Here is a 16,229-nt window from a genome sequence, read left to right as displayed (position 1 = left end):
CCCCCTTGTCCGGGTTCACACGCCCGATCCCGCGTACCCCGAGCCGGAGCTACGCTCATGATCGTGACCTACCTCGCCGCGGATGACCGCTACGAAACGATGACCTACCGGCGCAGCGGACGCAGTGGCCTGCGGCTGCCCGCCGTCTCCCTCGGCCTGTGGCACAACTTCGGCCCGGACCGCCCGTACGAGCGGCAGCGCGACATCGTCCGGCGCGCCCTCGACCTGGGTGTCACCCACTTCGACCTGGCCAACAACTACGGTCCGCCACCCGGTGCCGCGGAGGAGAACTTCGGCCGGATGCTCGCCACCGACCTGAAGCCGTACCGGGACGAGCTGGTCATCTCCAGCAAGGCCGGCTACCTCATGTGGCCCGGCCCGTACGGCGAATGGGGCTCGCGCAAGTACCTGATCTCCTCGCTGGACCAGTCGCTGAGCCGGATGGGGCTGGACTACGTCGACGTCTTCTACTCGCACCGGTTCGACCCGGACACCCCGCTGGAGGAGACGATGGGCGCCTTGGACGCCATCGTCCGCTCCGGCAAAGCGCTCTACGTCGGCATCTCGAACTACAACTCCGAGCAGACCGCTCGCGCCGCGGCGATCCTGCGCGAGCTGGGCACGCCGCTGCTGATCAACCAGCCGTCGTACTCGATGCTCAACCGGTGGACCGAGGCCGACGGCCTGCTCGACACGCTGGAGCAGGCCGGCGCCGGCTGCATCGCCTACAGCCCGCTTGCCCAGGGCCTGCTGACCGACCGCTACCTGGGTGGCATCCCGGCCGACTCGCGGGTGCGCACCAGCGTCTTCCTCAACGAGAGCGACCTCAGCGAGGAGAAGATGGCCACCATCCGGGGGCTGGGCGAGGTCGCCGAGCGGCGCGGCCAGTCACTGGCCCAGCTCGCGCTGGCCTGGGCGCTGCGTGACCCGCGGATGACCAGCCTGATCATCGGGGCGAGCAGCGTCGGGCAGCTGGAGACGAACATCGCCGCGCTGGACAATCTCGACTTCAGCGCCGAGGAACTGGCCGAGATCGACCGGCACCTGGGCTGAGCACCGCCGGGCCGCTGGCGGGCCGGGTCACCAGATCCGGCGCCGCCCGGCCCGGTGGTTACGCACCTCGCACTGCCGACCGACCGGCACGGCGCCGGTGCGGCGCAGCCGACCCGCGCCGACGAGCAGCGCGATGACCAGCACGGCGGCGGCGCCGGCCAGCACCGGCCACCGGCTGCTGAGGTCGGTCACCGATGCCACGGGCACGCCCGGGTCGGCCGCCGCCGCCACCGCCGGCTCGGTGGTGGCCGGCCGGCTCGCGGCGGTACGCGGAACCGCCGGCGCGCCCCTCGTCGCGGCGGCCGGCCGCGGCGTACCCGTCGCCGTGCCGCCGCGCGCCGAGCGGAACACCACGTCGGAGCAGGAGTAGTAGGTGTCCGGGGTGTTGGAGTTCTGCCAGATCGTGTAGATCAGGTGCCGGCCGTCACGGCTCGCCGGCAGCCGACCCGGCAGCTGGTACGCCCCGGCCCGCACCGGCGGGTCGGTCACCGCCAGAAACGGGCGCGACTCCAGGTCCGCCCAGGTCAGCGGCGCCCGCGGGTCGTAGCCGGGCCGGGTGACGTAGAGCCGGAAGGTGCCCCGGTGCTCGATGGTGGTCCGGTATCGGAAGGTGAACCGGGCGCCGGCGGCCAGTTCGGTGGTCGGCCAGTCGGTCCGGGGCAGGTCCAGCCCCCGGTACGCGGACAGCCCGCCGCTGCACAGCTCACCGTCCGGGATCTTCTCCCGGTCCCGGCCGTTGATCGCGGCGACCCGGACGTTGTCCCATTCGCGGACCGCCGCGCCCGCCTCGACCGCCGCCCGGCAGGCGCTGGTGGCCGCGTACCGGCCCTCGGGTCCGCAGGCCGCGGCCCGGCTGATCGGGCTGGTGGGGGCACCGTGCGTGGCGGCGGGCGTGGCGCTGACCGGCACGGTCGCGATGGCGACCAGCACGGCGGTGAGCATTCGGCGCACGGTCATGGTGTGACCTCCCGCGCAGTGGTACGGGCGCGGGGCGGCAAAGGTTCGACGTCGGGGCGGCCGGGAATCGCGGCACCGGCCACGGCGTTTCGACAGGCGGTACGAATCGAGGCCAGTCCCCCAGGCCGAGGAGGCAGACATGAAGGTACGCACCTCGTTGCGCGCGCTCAAGCAGAAGCCGGGTTCGGTGGTGGTCCGCCGGCACGGCCGGGTCCTTGTGGTGAACCGCGCGAACCCGCAGTGGAAGAGCCGCCAGGGCTGATTGCGCCCTGGACATACAGTCGAAAACGCCCTGACCGGCTTATTTCCGGGCAGGGCGTTTCGCATGCGCAGGGGCTTCTGCCAGCCTCAGGCCGGCTCGCCGCCGAATCCGATCTCGTTGCCGTCCGGGTCGCGGAAGATGGCCTTGCGGACCCCGTTGTCGTAGGTCTCGCGTTCGGCCGGCTCCAAGCCGCGCTCGGCGATCTGGGAGATCCGGGCGTCGAAGTCGCTGACGAAGACGGTGTGCATGGCGTGCCCGGCATGCTCGGGCCGCACCTCGATGAACACGTACCGGTGGTCGGCGAGCTCCCACACCGCCTCCACGTCGTTCGGCAGGAACGACGGTGGGGCGCCGAGGAGTCGCTCGTACCAGGCCGCCGCGGCGGCGTAGTCGCGGACGGGGACGCCCGCGAACAGATCTACAGTCATGCGGCCATGCTAGGGCCCCAGAAGATCAGAAATGATGAACGCCCTGGCGCGAGATCAGGTCCCGCACCAGGGCGTTTCGCAAGGTGGAGCCGAGGGGACTCGAACCCCTGACCCCCACACTGCCAGTGTGGTGCGCTACCAGCTGCGCCACGGCCCCTTGCTCTGTCCCGGTCGCCCGGGCACTGGGAAACTATACACATCCCGGCCGGCATGGTCATCTCGCGGGGTCCCCGCCGAGCCACCCCCCAGGCTCGCACCGGACCGGGTCAGTTGAGCGCCACGTCCGGCGGGAAATGAGCGACGGCCGCCATCATCCCGCCCTGCCGGCGCAGCACCATCGGCCACAGGTCGTCCGGCCGGTCGACGAACGCGTCACCGGGCAGCGCGTCCAGCACGAACCAGGAGCCGTCGGCGATCTCCTGCTCCAACTGGCCGCTCCCCCAGCCCGAGTAGCCGGCGAAGACCCGGATGCCGCCGATGCTCTCCCGCAGCCGCTCCGGGTCGACCGAGAGGTCGATCGTGCCGACCGCCCCGGAGACCTGATGGAAGCCCTTGACCCGACGAAGCGGCTGGCGCATCCGTGCCAGGCAGATGGCCGAGTCGGGCTGCACCGGGCCACCCTCGAAGAGCACCGCCGGGTGGCGTGCCAGGTCGTTCCAGTCGCCGAGCACCTCGGCGACCGGCACCTCGGTGGCCCGGTTCAGCACCACGCCGAGCGCGCCGCCCGGCTCGTGGGCGACCAGCAGCACCACCGTACGGTCGAAGTTCGGGTCCTTGAGCGCCGGAGTCGCGACCAGCAGTCGCCCGGTCATCGACTCCATCGCCCGTCCGCCGATCGCCTGGCCCTCTCCCTGCATTCCACACACCCGTCAACCGTGAACCCGCGCCGGGAATCCGTCACCCACCGGATCCGCACGGTGCACCGGGATCATCCGTGCTGTCAACGCCATGCCTGGCACCATAGCCTGCGTCCCGGGTGCTGGCTAAGGTCTGACCGGCGGGTGATCGGACAGTTGAGACGGAGGGTCGATTGGCACCGACGGCGGATCTCGCGGTGATCGGCGGATCGGGCCTGTACGCCCTTCTCGACGGCACCACCCACGAGTTGGACACCCCGTACGGCCCACCGTCGGACGCGGTGACCATCGCCGAGATCGCCGGGCGGCGCGTCGCGTTCCTGCCCCGGCACGGCCGGGACCACCGCCACCCGTCGCACCGGATCCCCTACCGGGCCAACCTCTGGGCGCTGCGCTCCCTCGGCGTACGCCAGGTGCTCGCCCCGTGCGCGGTCGGTGGGCTCCGGCCGGAGCTGGGCCCGGGCACGTTCGTGGTGCCGGACCAGCTGATCGACCGGACCAGCGGCCGGGCGCAGACCTACTACGACCGGGGCGCGGTGCACGTGCCGTTCGCCGACCCGTACTGCCCGCGCGGCCGGCGGGCGCTGCTCACCGCCGCCGCCGGTCGGGACGTCACCGCCGTGGACGGCGGGACGGTGGTGGTGGTCGAGGGCCCCCGGTTCTCCACACGGGCCGAGTCGCACTGGTTCGCCTCGATCGGCGGCACGGTGGTCAACATGACCGGCCACCCGGAGGCGGTGCTCGCCCGGGAGCTCGCCCTCTGCTACTCGTCGATCGCGTTGATCACCGACCTGGACGCCGGGGTGCGGGCCGGCGAGTCGGTGACCCAGGACGAGGTGTTCCGGGTCTTCGCGGCGAACACCGACCGGCTGCGGGACGTGCTGCTGGACGCGCTGGCCGGGCTGCCCGGCACGCAGGACTGCGCCTGCGGCCGGGCGCTGGACGGCATCTCCCTGCCCTTTCCGCTGCCCTGAGCCGGCACGGGCGCAGCCCGGCCCTGGTGCGCCCGGTCACGACGCCCCGGAAACGCCCGAAACGTCCGTCACATCCCGATAGATTCGGTTGATCGGGAGGGCGGCGCGGTCGTCCCTGCGCGCGACACGGAGGCGGGTGGCGATGGCAACGGTCCGGGACGCGACGTACGACGTGCTCCGCACCCTCGGCATGACCACCATCTTCGGCAACCCCGGCTCCACCGAGGAGCCGTTCCTGCGGGACTTCCCGGCCGACTTCCACTACGTCCACGCGCTGCACGAGGCCACGGCGGTCGCGATGGCCGACGGCTACGCCCAGGTCACCGGCGCGCCCGCCCACGTCAACCTGCACACCGCCCCGGGCACCGGCAACGGCATGGGCAACATGGTCACCGCCTGGCACAACAAGACCCCGCTGATCGTCACCGCCGGCCAGCAGACCCGCGAGATGCTGCTGCTCGAACCCCGGCTGACCAGCCGCCGGGCCGCCGAGCTGCCCCAGCCGTACGTGAAGTGGGGCTACGAGCCGGTCCGGGCGCAGGACATCCCGCCGGCGCTGCTGCGCGCGTACGCGACCGCGGTGCAGCCGCCGGCCGGGCCGGTGTTCCTCTCCCTGCCGATGGACGACTGGGACCAGCCGGCCGACCCTCCACCCGCGCCGCGCACGGTGGCCACCCGGTTCGCGCCGGACCCGCAGCGGCTGGGCGAGTTCGCCCGAGCCCTGGCCAGCAGCCGCGACCCGGTCCTGGTGTTCGGGCCCGGGGTGGACCGGTCCCACAGTTGGTCGACCGCGGTCGCGCTGGCCGAGCGACTGGCCGCGCCGGTCTGGTCGGCCCCCGCGCCGGAGCGGGCCGTGTTCCCGGAGGACCACCCGCAGTTTCGCGGGGTGCTGCCGTTCGCCATCGGGCCGCTGGCCGAGGCGCTGCGTGGACACGACACCGTGCTGGTGGTCGGCGCTCCGGTGTTCCGCTACTACCCGTACGTGCCGGGCGACCATCTGCCCGACGGCACCCGGCTGCTGCACGTCACGGACGACCCGGACGAGGCCGCCCGGGCCCCGGTCGGGGACAGCCTGCTCGGCGATCCCGGGCTGACCCTGGCCGCGCTGCTCGAACTGACGCCGCCGACCGACCGGCCGCCACCGGCACCCCGGGCCGCGCCGGCGCCGGCGGAGGTCACCGCGCCGCTGAGCGCCGACGCCCTGTTCGCCGCGCTGGCCGCGCACTGGCCGGCGGACGGGGTGCTGGTCCAGGAGTCACCGTCCAACCTGTCCGCACTGCGCCGCCGGCTGCGGATCACCCGCCCGGCGTCGTACTTCACGATGGCCAGCGGCGGTCTCGGCTACGGCCTGCCGGCCGCGGTCGGGGTGGCACTGGCCGAGCGGGACACCGGCCGTGGCCGACCGGTGGTGGCGGTGGTCGGCGACGGCTCCTTCCACTACTCGGTGCAGGCGCTGTGGACCGCCGCACGGCTGTCCCTGCCGGTGGTGGTGGTCGTTCCGGTCAACCAGCAGTACGCGATCCTCAAGGCGTTCGCCGAGCTGAAGAAGACGCCCGGGGTGCCCGGACTAGATCTGCCGGGCCTGGACGTCACGGCGATCGCGGCCGGCTACGGCTGCGCCACCGAGGTGGTCGAGACACCCGACCAGCTCGGCTCGGCGCTCGCCGCCGGACTGCGCGCCGACCGCCCCACCGTGCTGCCGGTGCCGATCAACACCGACGTGCCCAGCATCCTCTGACCCGCACTCCCCGCCCGCCTCACCCGGTCAGCGCGGGCGGATCAACAGCGGGGCACCGGTGGAGACGTCCAGCACCGGCCGGGCGCCCAGCGGCGCGGCCAGGGTGACGGTCACCGGCTCCGGCTTGAGCACGTCCGGACAGAGGCCGTAGGACTGGGCGACGAAGCCGCCGCCGACCACCACCACGTCCGGCCGTTCCTGGACCAGCGGAGTGATCCCGGTGTCGCAGGCGCCGACACCGAGCCGGACGGTCAGCCGCGAGCCGTCGACGGCCATCACGTCCTGAGCGGACCGCAGTCGGTCCGGCAGCGGCCGCGCGGGCGCGGTGGGCTTGGGAACCGGGGTGATGGCCGCCGGCGCGACGGCGAGCCGCGCCACCGGAGTGGCCAGCTCCTCGACGGTGAACAGCCAGGCCGGGACCTGCGCCTCGCCTCGGCTGGTGCGGACCGGCACGGCGCCGAGCGTGACGCCGGTGACGGTCAGCGGAAGGCAGCCGGTCTCCGGTGCGCTGCTGACCCAGCCGTCCGGTCCCGGTTCGACGCTGGGGCCGGGCGTCGGCAGTCCGGGCCGCTTCGGCCGCCCGGGACAGGGCAGCGGGTCACCCTGGTCGAGCTGCCGGTACGCCTCCGCCGCGCTGACCAACGGCACGGTCAGCGTGCCGTCCGGGAAGCGGATCTCCCCGCCGACCCGGGTGGGCGGGATGGGCACCCGCTCCCGGTACCAGCCGGCCAGGAAGGCGGCCTCGGTGTCGGGGGTGAAGCGCGGGTCGCCGGTCAGCACGGTCGGCCCCTGCAACGGGACGTACCCGGTGCGCCACTCGGGGCCGGGACGCCACGCCTCGGCGACCTCGATGGCCCGCTGGTCGAACGCCTCCCACCGGTGCTCTGGGGCGGTGGGTCCATCGGCCGGGTCGCCAGCGGTCGGGGCGCAGCCGGCCGCGAGCACCAGCAGGGGCAGACCGAGGGGCAGAAGCGATCGACGCATACGGGTTCGACGTGCCCGCCGACGCCCCGGTTCCCGCCCGCGCGAGCCCGCGCTCAGGTCTCGCCACCCAGATCCGTCTGGTACGCCTGCCAGAGCAGGTCCGCGCCGCGCCGCCGATGCCGTGCCAGCGTCCGCAGCAGGTACGCGGTCCGGTGGCGCAACTCGTCCGGGCTGGCGTCGGGCTGCTCGGCGACCCGCCGCACGGCCAGGAGCGCGGCGCCGATCGCGGTGTGCTCCCGGGTGAGCAGCCGGACCCCGTGGTGGAGCCGGGGCGCGTGGGTGAGCAGTTCACGGTAGAGCCCGGCGGGACCCTCGGTGACCTGGACGTGCTCGGTGAAGCCCTGCCCGACCGGGTGCAGTCGCAGCAGCACGCGTTCGCGCCAGCATGGCTCGGTCGGCGCTGCGGCGATGGCCCGGGCGAGCGCGCGCAGGTCACCGGCGATCCCCGCCGGGAGTGGGTCACCGGGCAGCCCGGTGCGGTGCCGCTCGGTGGGGAGGCTGCTCGGATGCGGTGGCGCGGCGCAGGGCCGGGCGACGACTGACGGCTGCTGAACCGGACCGGTGACCATGGGCACCTCCCGCGCTTGCGCTGCTACCACATACCGCGATGGTGAACCCGCCCGTCCGCCCCTGTCCAGGCCCCCTGGCCGCCTCTTCTGCCCCACGGGCCGCACCAGTCCCGCCGGCCCCACCCGTACGCGGATCAGCCCTCCAGCGCATGCTCCGCGCGGCGACGCAGCGCGCCGGCGATGGCATGCGCGTCGCCGTCCCGGCCGTCGGTGGGACGCCCGGTGGTGATCGCGTCGGCCAGCGCCCGCAACTCGGACGGGGGCAGGGTGGGCAGCCCCATACCGCGCAGGGGGATGGTGACCCGCCGTCCGCTGTCGTGGTCGGTGGCGACGATGGCCCCCCAGTGCCCCCGCGCCCGTGGGTCGTCGTCCCCCGCCTCGCAGTACGGCCCGGCGTCGATCCGGGCGGTGGCGAGGTCGACGGTCCGGCTGACGAACGCGCCGCGCACCCGCGCCCGACTGCCGTCCAGCCAGGCGGCTGTCCGCAGCACCCGCAGCACCAGGTAGACGCCGAGCAGGGCGAACGGCAGCCCGCACAGCCCGACGAGCGGGCCAAACCCGGAATGGTCCCCTGCACCGCCGCCGGAGTCCCGTAGCGCGGGCGGCAGCATCCCGGGCGGCAGGTCGCGGGCCTGCTCATAGGAGGCGAAACCGTCGCCCGGACCGGTCAGCTGGCGCAGCAGCCCGTCAGCGACCAGGGGCAGCACCACGAACGCGGCACTGACCGCGGCGACGAACACGCCGGCCAGCACCGAGACGGTGCGCTGGCCGGGTGACGCGCCGACCGACAGGCGCAGTTTCTCGATCCGCACAGTCGGAAGCGTAGGCGAAGGGGGCTCTCGGCCGTGTCCTGGCAAGCCCCGGGGTGCGCACACCGGAGCCGTGGCCCGGATACGACGATGCGCCCCGGCCGGTGGGCCGGGGCGCATCGCTTGGTGGAGGTGCCGGGAATCGAACCCGGGTCCTTCGCCGGTTTGTCAGGGCTTCTCCGAGCGCAGCTCGCTGTGCCTCTACTCGGCCCCACCGCTCACGCGAGCAAGTTGGTGTGACGGGCCCAGTCGCTGATTAATCTCGCCGCACGGACCCCGCGACCGGGTCCGATTGGCCAGCCTTCTAGCTGATGCCGGCTACTGGGACGAAGGCGTTCCCAGGCCGACAGACTTAGCTACTCGCCTCAGGCGGCGAGAGCGAAGTCAGCGCGATTGTTCTTGGCGCTTATAAGTTTCCGACGACCGATTCTCGAGACGACGTCGGCTTCCTCGGCTCGCTTCCCCTGTCGCTGCGTACGAAGTCGAAACCAGTCACCCCCTCGACGGGCCGCCGATGTTGGCGGCACTGACAAGACTAACGCCTGCCGCAACGGGTTTCATCCCGAGCCCCGGGCCGACTCGCCGACCCGGACAAACGGGACGAACTAGTCGTCCATTCCCTTGCCGCGCCGGCCGCTGACCCGGGCGATCTCCCGGTCCGCGTCCCGCTTGGCGAGGTCCTGGCGCTTGTCGTACGACTTCTTGCCCTTGGCCAGGGCGATCTCCACCTTGGCCCAGCCGTCGGAGAAGTAGACCTGCAACGGGACCATGGTCAGGCCCCCCTCACGGGTCTTGCCGATCAGCCGGTCGATCTCCCCACGATTGAGCAACAGCTTGCGGGTACGCCGGGGCTCGTGATTGGTCCAGGTGCCCTGGGTGTACTCCGGGATGTGCATCGCATGCAGGTACAACTCGCCGTTGCGCTCCTGGGCGAACGCGTCCACCAGCGACGCCCGCCCGGCCCGCAGCGACTTGACCTCGGTGCCGGTCAGCGCCATGCCCGCCTCGTACGTGTCGAGGATCGAGTAGTCATGGCGCGCCTTCTTGTTGGAGGCGACCACCTTGCGCCCCTTTTCCCGTGGCATCGGCGCCACCCCCTCTCCTGATCATCCGCCACCGGGGTCACCCCGGCCGGACAACCGATCATGCTACCTGAATGTCAAGGACCCTCCCGCGCCGTTTATTTCCGGCGCGGGAGGGCCCTCGGGAGACGAACGGGACGACCCGTACGGTCGCTACACCCGCAGGTAGAAGCGGAGGGTGATCCAGGCGGTGGCGGCGCTAATCAGGCCACCGACGCCGGCCATCAGCGGGAAGATGAACAGGATGTCGCCCCAGCTGATCGGCGAGAGCAGGCCCTCCAAGGCCTTGAGCGACCCGTCGAAGAGCAGATACTTCGCCGCTATCAGGGCCACCAGGCCGAGCAACGAGCCGATCAGGCCGGCCACCACGGCCTCCAGCACGAACGGCGCCTGGATGAACCAGTTGGATGCGCCGACGAGCTTCATGACCGCCACCTCCCGCCGCTTGCTGTACGCGGCCACCTGAATGGTGTTGGCGACCAGCAGCAGAGCGGCGACCGCCATCACGATGGCGGCGGCCAGGGCGATGTTCTGGATCGCGGTGAGGATGTTGAAGACCTTGTCCAGTAGTCGACTCTGGTCAATGATCTCGTCGACGCCCTCGGTGTCCTTGTACTGGTCGTAGATGTTCTTGTACTGCTCCGGGTTGTTCAGCTTGATCCGGAACGACGGCGGAAGGCTGTCCTCCTTGACGGCGCTGATCAGGTCAGGCGCGTCCTGGAACATCTCCTGGAACCGCTTGTACGCCTCGGCCTTGTCGACGTAGATGACCTCGCTGACCAGCGGGTCGGCCTTGAGCTTCGCGTCCATCTGCGCGCGCTGCTCTTCGGTCACGTCGGTGTTGAGGAAGATCGAGACTTGGATGTTCTTGTAGTAGAGGTCCTTCATGTCGTCGACCTGGCGGTACATGAGACCGCTGGCGCCGAGCATGGTCAGCGAGACCGCCATCGTGATGATCATCGCGATGGTCATGGTCACGTTGCGCCACAGTCCGACCAGTACCTCGGACAGGACGTATTTCACGCGCATCGGGGGTTCCTCCGGGTCTCCGGCATGAGGTTCTCGTCGTCAGGCTGCGCAGGGGTGGAGCGCCGGCTCACCCGTAAACGCCGCGGGCCTGGTCACGGACGATGCGACCGCTCTCAATCTCTACGACGCGGCGGCGCATCTGGTTCACGATGTTTGAATCGTGGGTGACCATCACGACGGTCGTGCCGGTGCGGTTGATCCGGTCCAGCAGACGCATGATCTCGATCGAGGTGTCCGGGTCCAGGTTTCCCGTGGGCTCGTCCGCCAGCAGGATCAGCGGACGGTTCACGAACGCCCGGGCGACGGCGACCCGCTGCTGCTCACCACCGGAGAGCTCGTGCGGGTAGCGGTGCTCCTTGCCACCGAGCCCGACCAGCTCCAGCACCTCCGGCACGACCCGACGGGCAACCGCCTTGGTCTTGCCGATCACCTCAAGGGCGAACGCCACGTTCTCGTACGCGGTGCGGTTCGGCAGCAGCCGGAAGTCCTGAAAGACGCAGCCGATCGAGCGCCGGAAGTGGGGTCGCTTCCAGGAGCGCATCGAGGTGACGTCCTTGCCGTTGACGACGACGCGCCCCTTGTTAGGCGCGACCTCGTGCAGCAGCATTTTGATGATCGTGGACTTGCCGGAGCCGGATGGACCGATGAAGAAGACGAACTCGCCCTTCTCGATCGAGACGGACACGTTGTCGAGCGAAGGCCGGGACGCCTTCGGGTACGTCTTCGTCACTTGCTCAAGCTGAATCACGGGTGGTGAGTCTACGCGGTGTGACGACAGAGCCAAGCCCCACGCCCCGCACAGAGGGTGCGCGTCCTCGAATTAGGGCTCTACCAGGAGATCGACGACGCGCTCCGCCCGCGTGTGATCACGCACCGTCGCCGGCGAGCTGACGCTGCTTGCGCCAGCGGATACCCGCTTCGATGAAGCCGTCCAACTCGCCGTCGAAGACCGCGCTCGGATTGCCGGTCTCCTGCTCGGTTCGGAGATCCTTCACCATCTGATACGGGTGCAGGACGTAGGAGCGCATCTGGTCGCCCCAGGAGCCGGCCGCGTTCTCCTTGAGCCCCTCCAGCTTGGCCTGCTCCTCCTGGCGCTTGCGCTCCAGCAGCCGAGCCTGGAGCACCCGCAGCGCGGAGGCCTTGTTCTGCAGCTGGGACTTCTCGTTCTGACAGGTCACCACGATGCCGGTCGGAATGTGGGTGAGCCGGACCGCCGAGTCGGTGGTGTTGACGCTCTGCCCGCCCGGGCCGGAGGAGCGGTACACGTCGACCCGCACCTCGTTCTCCGGGATGTCGATGTGGTCGGTCTGCTCGGTGACCGGCAGGACCTCCACGCCCGCGAAGCTGGTCTGCCGGCGGCCCTGGTTGTCGAACGGGCTGATCCGGACCAGCCGGTGGGTCCCCGACTCGACGCTCAGCGTGCCGTACGCGTAGGGCACCTTGACCGCGAAGGTGGCCGACTTCAGGCCCGCCTCCTCGGCGTACGAGGTCTCGTAGACCTCGGTCGGGTAGCCGTGCCGCTCCGCCCAGCGCAGGTACATGCGCAGCAGCATCTCGGCGAAGTCCGCCGCGTCCACGCCACCCGCGCCGGCCCGGATGGCGACCAGCGCCTCCCGGGAGTCGTACTCGCCGGAGAGCAGGGTGCGGACCTCCATCTCCTGGATGGCCTTGGTCAGCCCGGTGATCTCCGATTCGACCTCGGTCAGCACGCCCGGGTCGGACTCGGCCTCGGCCAGCTCCAGCAGCACCTTGGCGTCGTCGAGCTGGGAACGCAGGCTGCCCAGCTTGCTGATCTCGCCGTTGACGTACGACAGCTGCGAGGTCACCTGCTGAGCCTTGGCCTGGTCGTCCCAGAGGTCGGGGGCGGAAGCCGCCTCCTCCAGCCGGGCCTTGTCCTCGTGCAGACGGTCCAGGTTGAGGACGGCCTCGATGTTTCGCAGGGTGGCGTCGAGTTCCTTGAGCTGTTCGGCGTAATCGGCAGCGGTCACGACAGATAAGCGTACTGTGCCGCGGGCGGAGCAGCTCGTTCCCTATGCGCGAATCCGCCGGCGGTCACCCGACGGGGGCGGACTTCAGCCACGACAGGGCCGCGCGGTGGTAGGCGACGGCGAACTCCAGCGCGCTGGCGTCGTAGGTCTCCCCGTCCCGTTTGGCGTTCTTGACCTGTTCTCGCACCTGGGCCAGGGCCTCGGTGTGGTATTCGTTGGCGGAGGCGTACAGGCTCTTGAGCTGGCTGGCGGAATGCAACTCGCCGAAGGCCATCCGGAGCGCTATCGGGTTGCGGATGGTGTCCCGCCCCGGGTACTCGGTCAGCCAGCGGGAAAATGTCCGTTTCCCACTGGCGGTGAGCGAGTACGGCTGACTCATCCGCGGGCCCGGCTTGCCGAGCCGCACCAGACCTCGCTCGGCCAGCACCGGCAACTCGCGGTAGACCTGGCTGCGGGTCATCGACCAGTACGGCGCCAGCCGGCGCTCAGCGGCGGCCATCAACTGACCGCCTGTCATGGGACCCTCATGGAGCAGCCCGAGCAGGGCCGCCGCCGTGGGGTTGACTCCGGAATCCGCCATGCCCACCACGCTGCCACTTTGCGCTCGCGGCGTCCAGGATTTGGCAGTTTGCCACCCGACAGGACTTCCTATGTGCACTGTCGGCGGCAGACTGTCCGTTGAGGACTATCGATGGATTGCGCGGGCCGGTCAGGACGGCCCGGTCAGAGCCGGCTGCGCAGCTCCCACAATTCCGGATAGAAGCGCGTCTCCACCCGGGACCGCAGGTAGGCGCCGCCGGCCGACCCGCCGGTGCCCGGCTTGGTGCCGATCTGCCGCTCGGCCATCAGCACGTGCCGAGCCCGCCACAGGGAAAATGCCTGATCGTGGGCGACCAGGGCCTCCGCGAGGTCCCAGAGCGGCCCGAACCGCTCCCGGTCCGCGGCGATCCTGGCGTACGCCGCGAAGCGCGCCTCGGCGTCGCCGACCGGGAACCCGGCCCGGGCGAGCACGGCCAGGAAACCGTCCCAGAGGCTCGGCTCGGCCAGTCGCCGGTCCAGCCGGTCCCGTTCGGCCGGCGGCAACCGGCGGAACCGGTGCAGGAAATCCGGGTCCTTGAGCCCGGAGAGGAACTCGATCTCCCGGAACTGCACCGACTGGAATCCACTGGCCGGAGCCAGCTTGGTGCGGAAGGCCAGGAAGTCCTGCGGCGTCATCGTGTCGATCACGTCGACCTGGCCGACCAGCACCCGCTCCACCACGTGGCAGCGTTCCAGCCGCACCCGGGGCAGGTAGGTCTCGCCGGCCAGCATCCGGTCCCGGGCGTCGGACAGCTCGGCGAGCAGCAGCTTGAACCACAGCTCGTACACCTGGTGGATGGTGATGAAGAGCAGTTCGTCGTGGGAGGCCGGATCGGACTCCGGCACCTGCGCCGCGAGCAGGTCGGCCAACCGAAGGTAGTCGCTGTAGGTGAGCCGGCCGCCCTGTTCCCCGAAGCGGGGGTCGGGCGCAGGGGTGGGGTGCGTCACCCCGGCCAGGCTACCGCCGGCGGCCGCGCCACGCGCGCCGCCGGCGGTCGACCGCCTCCTAGCCCATGTGGGGGTACGTGTGGTCGGTCGGCGGCACGAACGTCTCCTTGATCGTGCGCGGCGACACCCAGCGGACCAGGTTCAGCCAGGAACCCGCCTTGTCGTTGGTGCCGCTGGCCCGGGCGCCACCGAAGGGCTGCTGCCCGACCACCGCGCCGGTGGGCTTGTCGTTGATGTAGAAGTTGCCGGCCGCGTACCGCATCCGCTCACCAACCGCGTCGATCACCCGACGGTCGGTGGCGAACACCGACCCGGTCAGCGCGTACGGGGCGATCGACTCGGCCTGCGCGACCACCTCGTCGAAGCGGGCGTCGTCGAAGACGTGCACGCCCAGGATCGGCCCGAAGTACTCGGTGGTGAAGGTCTCGTGGGCGGCGTCGCTGCACTCGAAGAGCGTCGGCCGGACGAAGTACCCGACCGAGTCGTCGGCGGTGCCACCGGCCAGCACCCGGCAGGTGTCGTCGCCGGCGATCAGCTCCAGAGCGGCGGTGTGCCGGGAGAACGCCTTGTCGTCGATCACCGCGCCGCCGAAGTTGCTGAAGTCGGCCACGTCGCCGTAGGTGAGCGAGTCGGTGGTGGCAGCCAGCCGGTCCCGCAGGCCACCCTCCCACAGCGAGCGCGGCACGTACGCCCGCGAAGCCGCCGAGCACTTCTGGCCCTGGTACTCGTAGGCGCCGCGGATCAGCGCGGTGTGCAGGGCGTCCACGTCGGCGCTGGTGTGCGCGACCACGAAGTCCTTGCCGCCGGTCTCGCCGACCAGCCGGGGGTAGCCCCGGTAGCGGGCGATGTTGTCGCCGACGGTCCGCCACAGCTGCTGGAAGACCTTGGTCGAACCGGTGAAGTGGATGCCGGCCAGGTCCGGGTCGGCGAGCACGACGTCGGAGACCTCCTCGCCCCGGCCGGTGACCATGTTGATCACGCCGGGCGGCAGGCCGGCCGCCTCGAACAGCCGCATGGTGAAGTGCGCGGCGAACTGCTGGGTCGGGCCCGGCTTCCAGATCACCGTGTTGCCGAGCAGCGCCGGCGCCGAGGGCAGGTTGCCGGCGATGGCGGTGAAGTTGAACGGGGTGACCGCGTAGACGAAGCCCTCCAGCGGGCGGTGGTCGAAGCGGTTCCAGACCCCGGCCGAGGAGCTGGGCTGCTCCTCGAGCAGGCGCCGGGCGAAGTGCACGTTGAACCGGAGGAAGTCAATGAACTCGCAGGCCGCGTCGATCTCCGCCTGGATCGCGGTCTTCGACTGGCCGAGCATGGTGGCGGCGTTGAGCGTGTCCCGCCACGGGCCGGCGAGCAGCTCGGCGGCGCGCAGGAAGATCGCGGCGCGCTCCTCGAACGGCAGCGCCCGCCACATCGGGGCGGCGTCCTTGGCCGCCTTGATCGCGGCGCGGGCGTCGTCGTGGGTGGCGTGCGCGGTCACACCGAGCACGTGCGCGTGCTTGTGCGGCTGCACGACGTTGATCGGGTCACCGGCGGCCATCCGCTGCTCGCCACCGATGGTCATCGGCAGGTCGATGCGCTCGGCGGCGAGCTCGGTCAACCGCCGCTGGAGCCGGTCCCGGTCGGGGCTGCCCGGCTCGTAGTTGCGAACCGGCTCGTTGCGCGGCTCGGGTACGGAGAACACGGCATCCATCAAGGCTCCTGGCGATCTCGACAGCGGTGGCGAAACCGGACCCGCGGGCACCGACCGGACAGCCGGACACCGGACGCCACGCGGGAGGGCCGAGCAGCGGCGGGACCTCCCACGATTCTTCCATGCGGGGGTACCCGCCTCACCTCCACCACCGTCCTCGCGCCAAGGACCGCCCCACCCCTCCTCCCCTTACCGGCAAGGCGCGGGCGGGCGACCCGGGCCGGACGGCAGGCACCCGTCCGGCGTGAGCCGCGCCGGACGGTACCGGTCGCCGCCGTCCCGTGA

Annotated in this window: 17 protein-coding genes, 1 tRNA gene and 1 other RNA gene; 4 read left to right on the top strand and 15 right to left on the bottom strand. The window is 71.2% G+C overall.

Translation table 11 applies throughout. The features are described 5' to 3' along the window. The first annotated feature begins 57 nt into the window (after window positions 1-57). Window positions 58-1,053 carry an L-glyceraldehyde 3-phosphate reductase gene (mgrA, locus tag BUS84_RS28255; RefSeq protein WP_074317077.1) on the top strand — a complete coding sequence of 332 codons (996 nt, stop codon included), beginning with the start codon at window positions 58-60 and terminating at the stop codon, window positions 1,051-1,053. 27 nt (window positions 1,054-1,080) lie between these two features. Here mgrA and BUS84_RS28250 read toward each other — a convergent pair whose 3' ends face one another. After that, entirely contained in the window at window positions 1,081-2,010 is a 930-nt protein-coding gene (locus BUS84_RS28250) for a lytic polysaccharide monooxygenase auxiliary activity family 9 protein (protein ID WP_074317074.1), read from the bottom strand. 139 nt (window positions 2,011-2,149) lie between these two features. Here BUS84_RS28250 and BUS84_RS28245 point away from each other — a divergent pair, with 139 nt between their 5' ends. Continuing rightward, entirely contained in the window at window positions 2,150-2,272 is a 123-nt protein-coding gene (locus tag BUS84_RS28245; protein WP_074317072.1) for a ribosomal protein bL36, read from the top strand. Between the two features lie 86 nt (window positions 2,273-2,358). Here the strand turns inward: BUS84_RS28245 and BUS84_RS28240 are convergent, their stop codons facing one another. The 3 genes from BUS84_RS28240 to BUS84_RS28230 form a co-directional block, all read right to left on the bottom strand. Next, window positions 2,359-2,700, bottom strand: coding sequence for a VOC family protein (locus BUS84_RS28240; protein WP_074317069.1), 342 nt, complete (start codon window positions 2,698-2,700; stop codon window positions 2,359-2,361). A gap of 84 nt (window positions 2,701-2,784) precedes the next feature. Further along, window positions 2,785-2,857: transfer RNA gene (locus BUS84_RS28235), tRNA-Ala, on the bottom strand. Between the two features lie 109 nt (window positions 2,858-2,966). Then, window positions 2,967-3,557, bottom strand: a complete 591-nt coding sequence (locus BUS84_RS28230; RefSeq protein ID WP_074317068.1) for a YqgE/AlgH family protein — start codon at window positions 3,555-3,557, stop codon at window positions 2,967-2,969. Between the two features lie 173 nt (window positions 3,558-3,730). On the opposite strand from BUS84_RS28230, the gene BUS84_RS28225 reads away from it, so the two are divergent. Next, on the top strand, window positions 3,731-4,531 hold the full coding sequence (locus BUS84_RS28225) for an S-methyl-5'-thioadenosine phosphorylase (RefSeq protein ID WP_074317064.1): 801 nt from the start codon (window positions 3,731-3,733) through the stop codon (window positions 4,529-4,531). Between the two features lie 142 nt (window positions 4,532-4,673). Further along, a complete protein-coding gene (gene mdlC / locus BUS84_RS28220; RefSeq protein WP_208869744.1) occupies window positions 4,674-6,269 on the top strand; it encodes a benzoylformate decarboxylase in 1,596 nt (531 codons plus the stop codon). A 27-nt stretch (window positions 6,270-6,296) separates the two neighbouring features. On the opposite strand, the gene BUS84_RS28215 is transcribed toward mdlC, so the two are convergent. From BUS84_RS28215 to pruA, 11 genes are all read right to left on the bottom strand, one after another. Then, window positions 6,297-7,253: a hypothetical protein gene (locus tag BUS84_RS28215; protein ID WP_074317061.1), complete on the bottom strand. Its 957-nt coding sequence runs from the start codon at window positions 7,251-7,253 to the stop codon at window positions 6,297-6,299. A 53-nt stretch (window positions 7,254-7,306) separates the two neighbouring features. Next, complete coding sequence (locus BUS84_RS28210) at window positions 7,307-7,822, bottom strand: hypothetical protein (protein WP_244298751.1); 516 nt, start codon at window positions 7,820-7,822, stop codon at window positions 7,307-7,309. Between the two features lie 134 nt (window positions 7,823-7,956). Next, entirely contained in the window at window positions 7,957-8,634 is a 678-nt protein-coding gene (locus BUS84_RS28205; RefSeq protein WP_074317059.1) for a hypothetical protein, read from the bottom strand. A gap of 121 nt (window positions 8,635-8,755) precedes the next feature. Next, window positions 8,756-9,131, bottom strand: a transfer-messenger RNA (tmRNA) gene (gene ssrA, locus BUS84_RS28200). 105 nt (window positions 9,132-9,236) lie between these two features. Beyond that, window positions 9,237-9,716, bottom strand: a complete 480-nt coding sequence (gene smpB, locus BUS84_RS28195) for an SsrA-binding protein SmpB (protein ID WP_074319182.1) — start codon at window positions 9,714-9,716, stop codon at window positions 9,237-9,239. A gap of 150 nt (window positions 9,717-9,866) precedes the next feature. Next, a complete protein-coding gene (ftsX, locus tag BUS84_RS28190; protein ID WP_074317057.1) occupies window positions 9,867-10,742 on the bottom strand; it encodes a permease-like cell division protein FtsX in 876 nt (291 codons plus the stop codon). 67 nt (window positions 10,743-10,809) lie between these two features. After that, window positions 10,810-11,490, bottom strand: coding sequence for a cell division ATP-binding protein FtsE (gene ftsE / locus BUS84_RS28185; protein WP_030331491.1), 681 nt, complete (start codon window positions 11,488-11,490; stop codon window positions 10,810-10,812). Between the two features lie 118 nt (window positions 11,491-11,608). Then, window positions 11,609-12,730, bottom strand: coding sequence for a peptide chain release factor 2 (prfB, locus tag BUS84_RS28180; protein ID WP_074317055.1), 1,122 nt, complete (start codon window positions 12,728-12,730; stop codon window positions 11,609-11,611). A gap of 64 nt (window positions 12,731-12,794) precedes the next feature. Further along, window positions 12,795-13,310, bottom strand: coding sequence for a PadR family transcriptional regulator (locus tag BUS84_RS28175; protein ID WP_074317053.1), 516 nt, complete (start codon window positions 13,308-13,310; stop codon window positions 12,795-12,797). Window positions 13,311-13,453: 143 nt separating this feature from the next. After that, entirely contained in the window at window positions 13,454-14,257 is an 804-nt protein-coding gene (locus BUS84_RS28170) for a tryptophan 2,3-dioxygenase (protein WP_143728531.1), read from the bottom strand. A gap of 58 nt (window positions 14,258-14,315) precedes the next feature. Next, complete coding sequence (pruA, locus tag BUS84_RS28165; RefSeq protein ID WP_074317049.1) at window positions 14,316-15,944, bottom strand: L-glutamate gamma-semialdehyde dehydrogenase; 1,629 nt, start codon at window positions 15,942-15,944, stop codon at window positions 14,316-14,318. Window positions 15,945-16,229: the final 285 nt, after the last annotated feature.

Origin of the sequence: Micromonospora cremea (assembly GCF_900143515.1) — a bacterium.
GTDB classification, from domain to species: domain Bacteria; phylum Actinomycetota; class Actinomycetes; order Mycobacteriales; family Micromonosporaceae; genus Micromonospora; species Micromonospora cremea.
The sequence above is the reverse complement of the archived record's forward strand: the minus strand, read 5'-3'. Positions and strand labels throughout refer to the sequence as shown.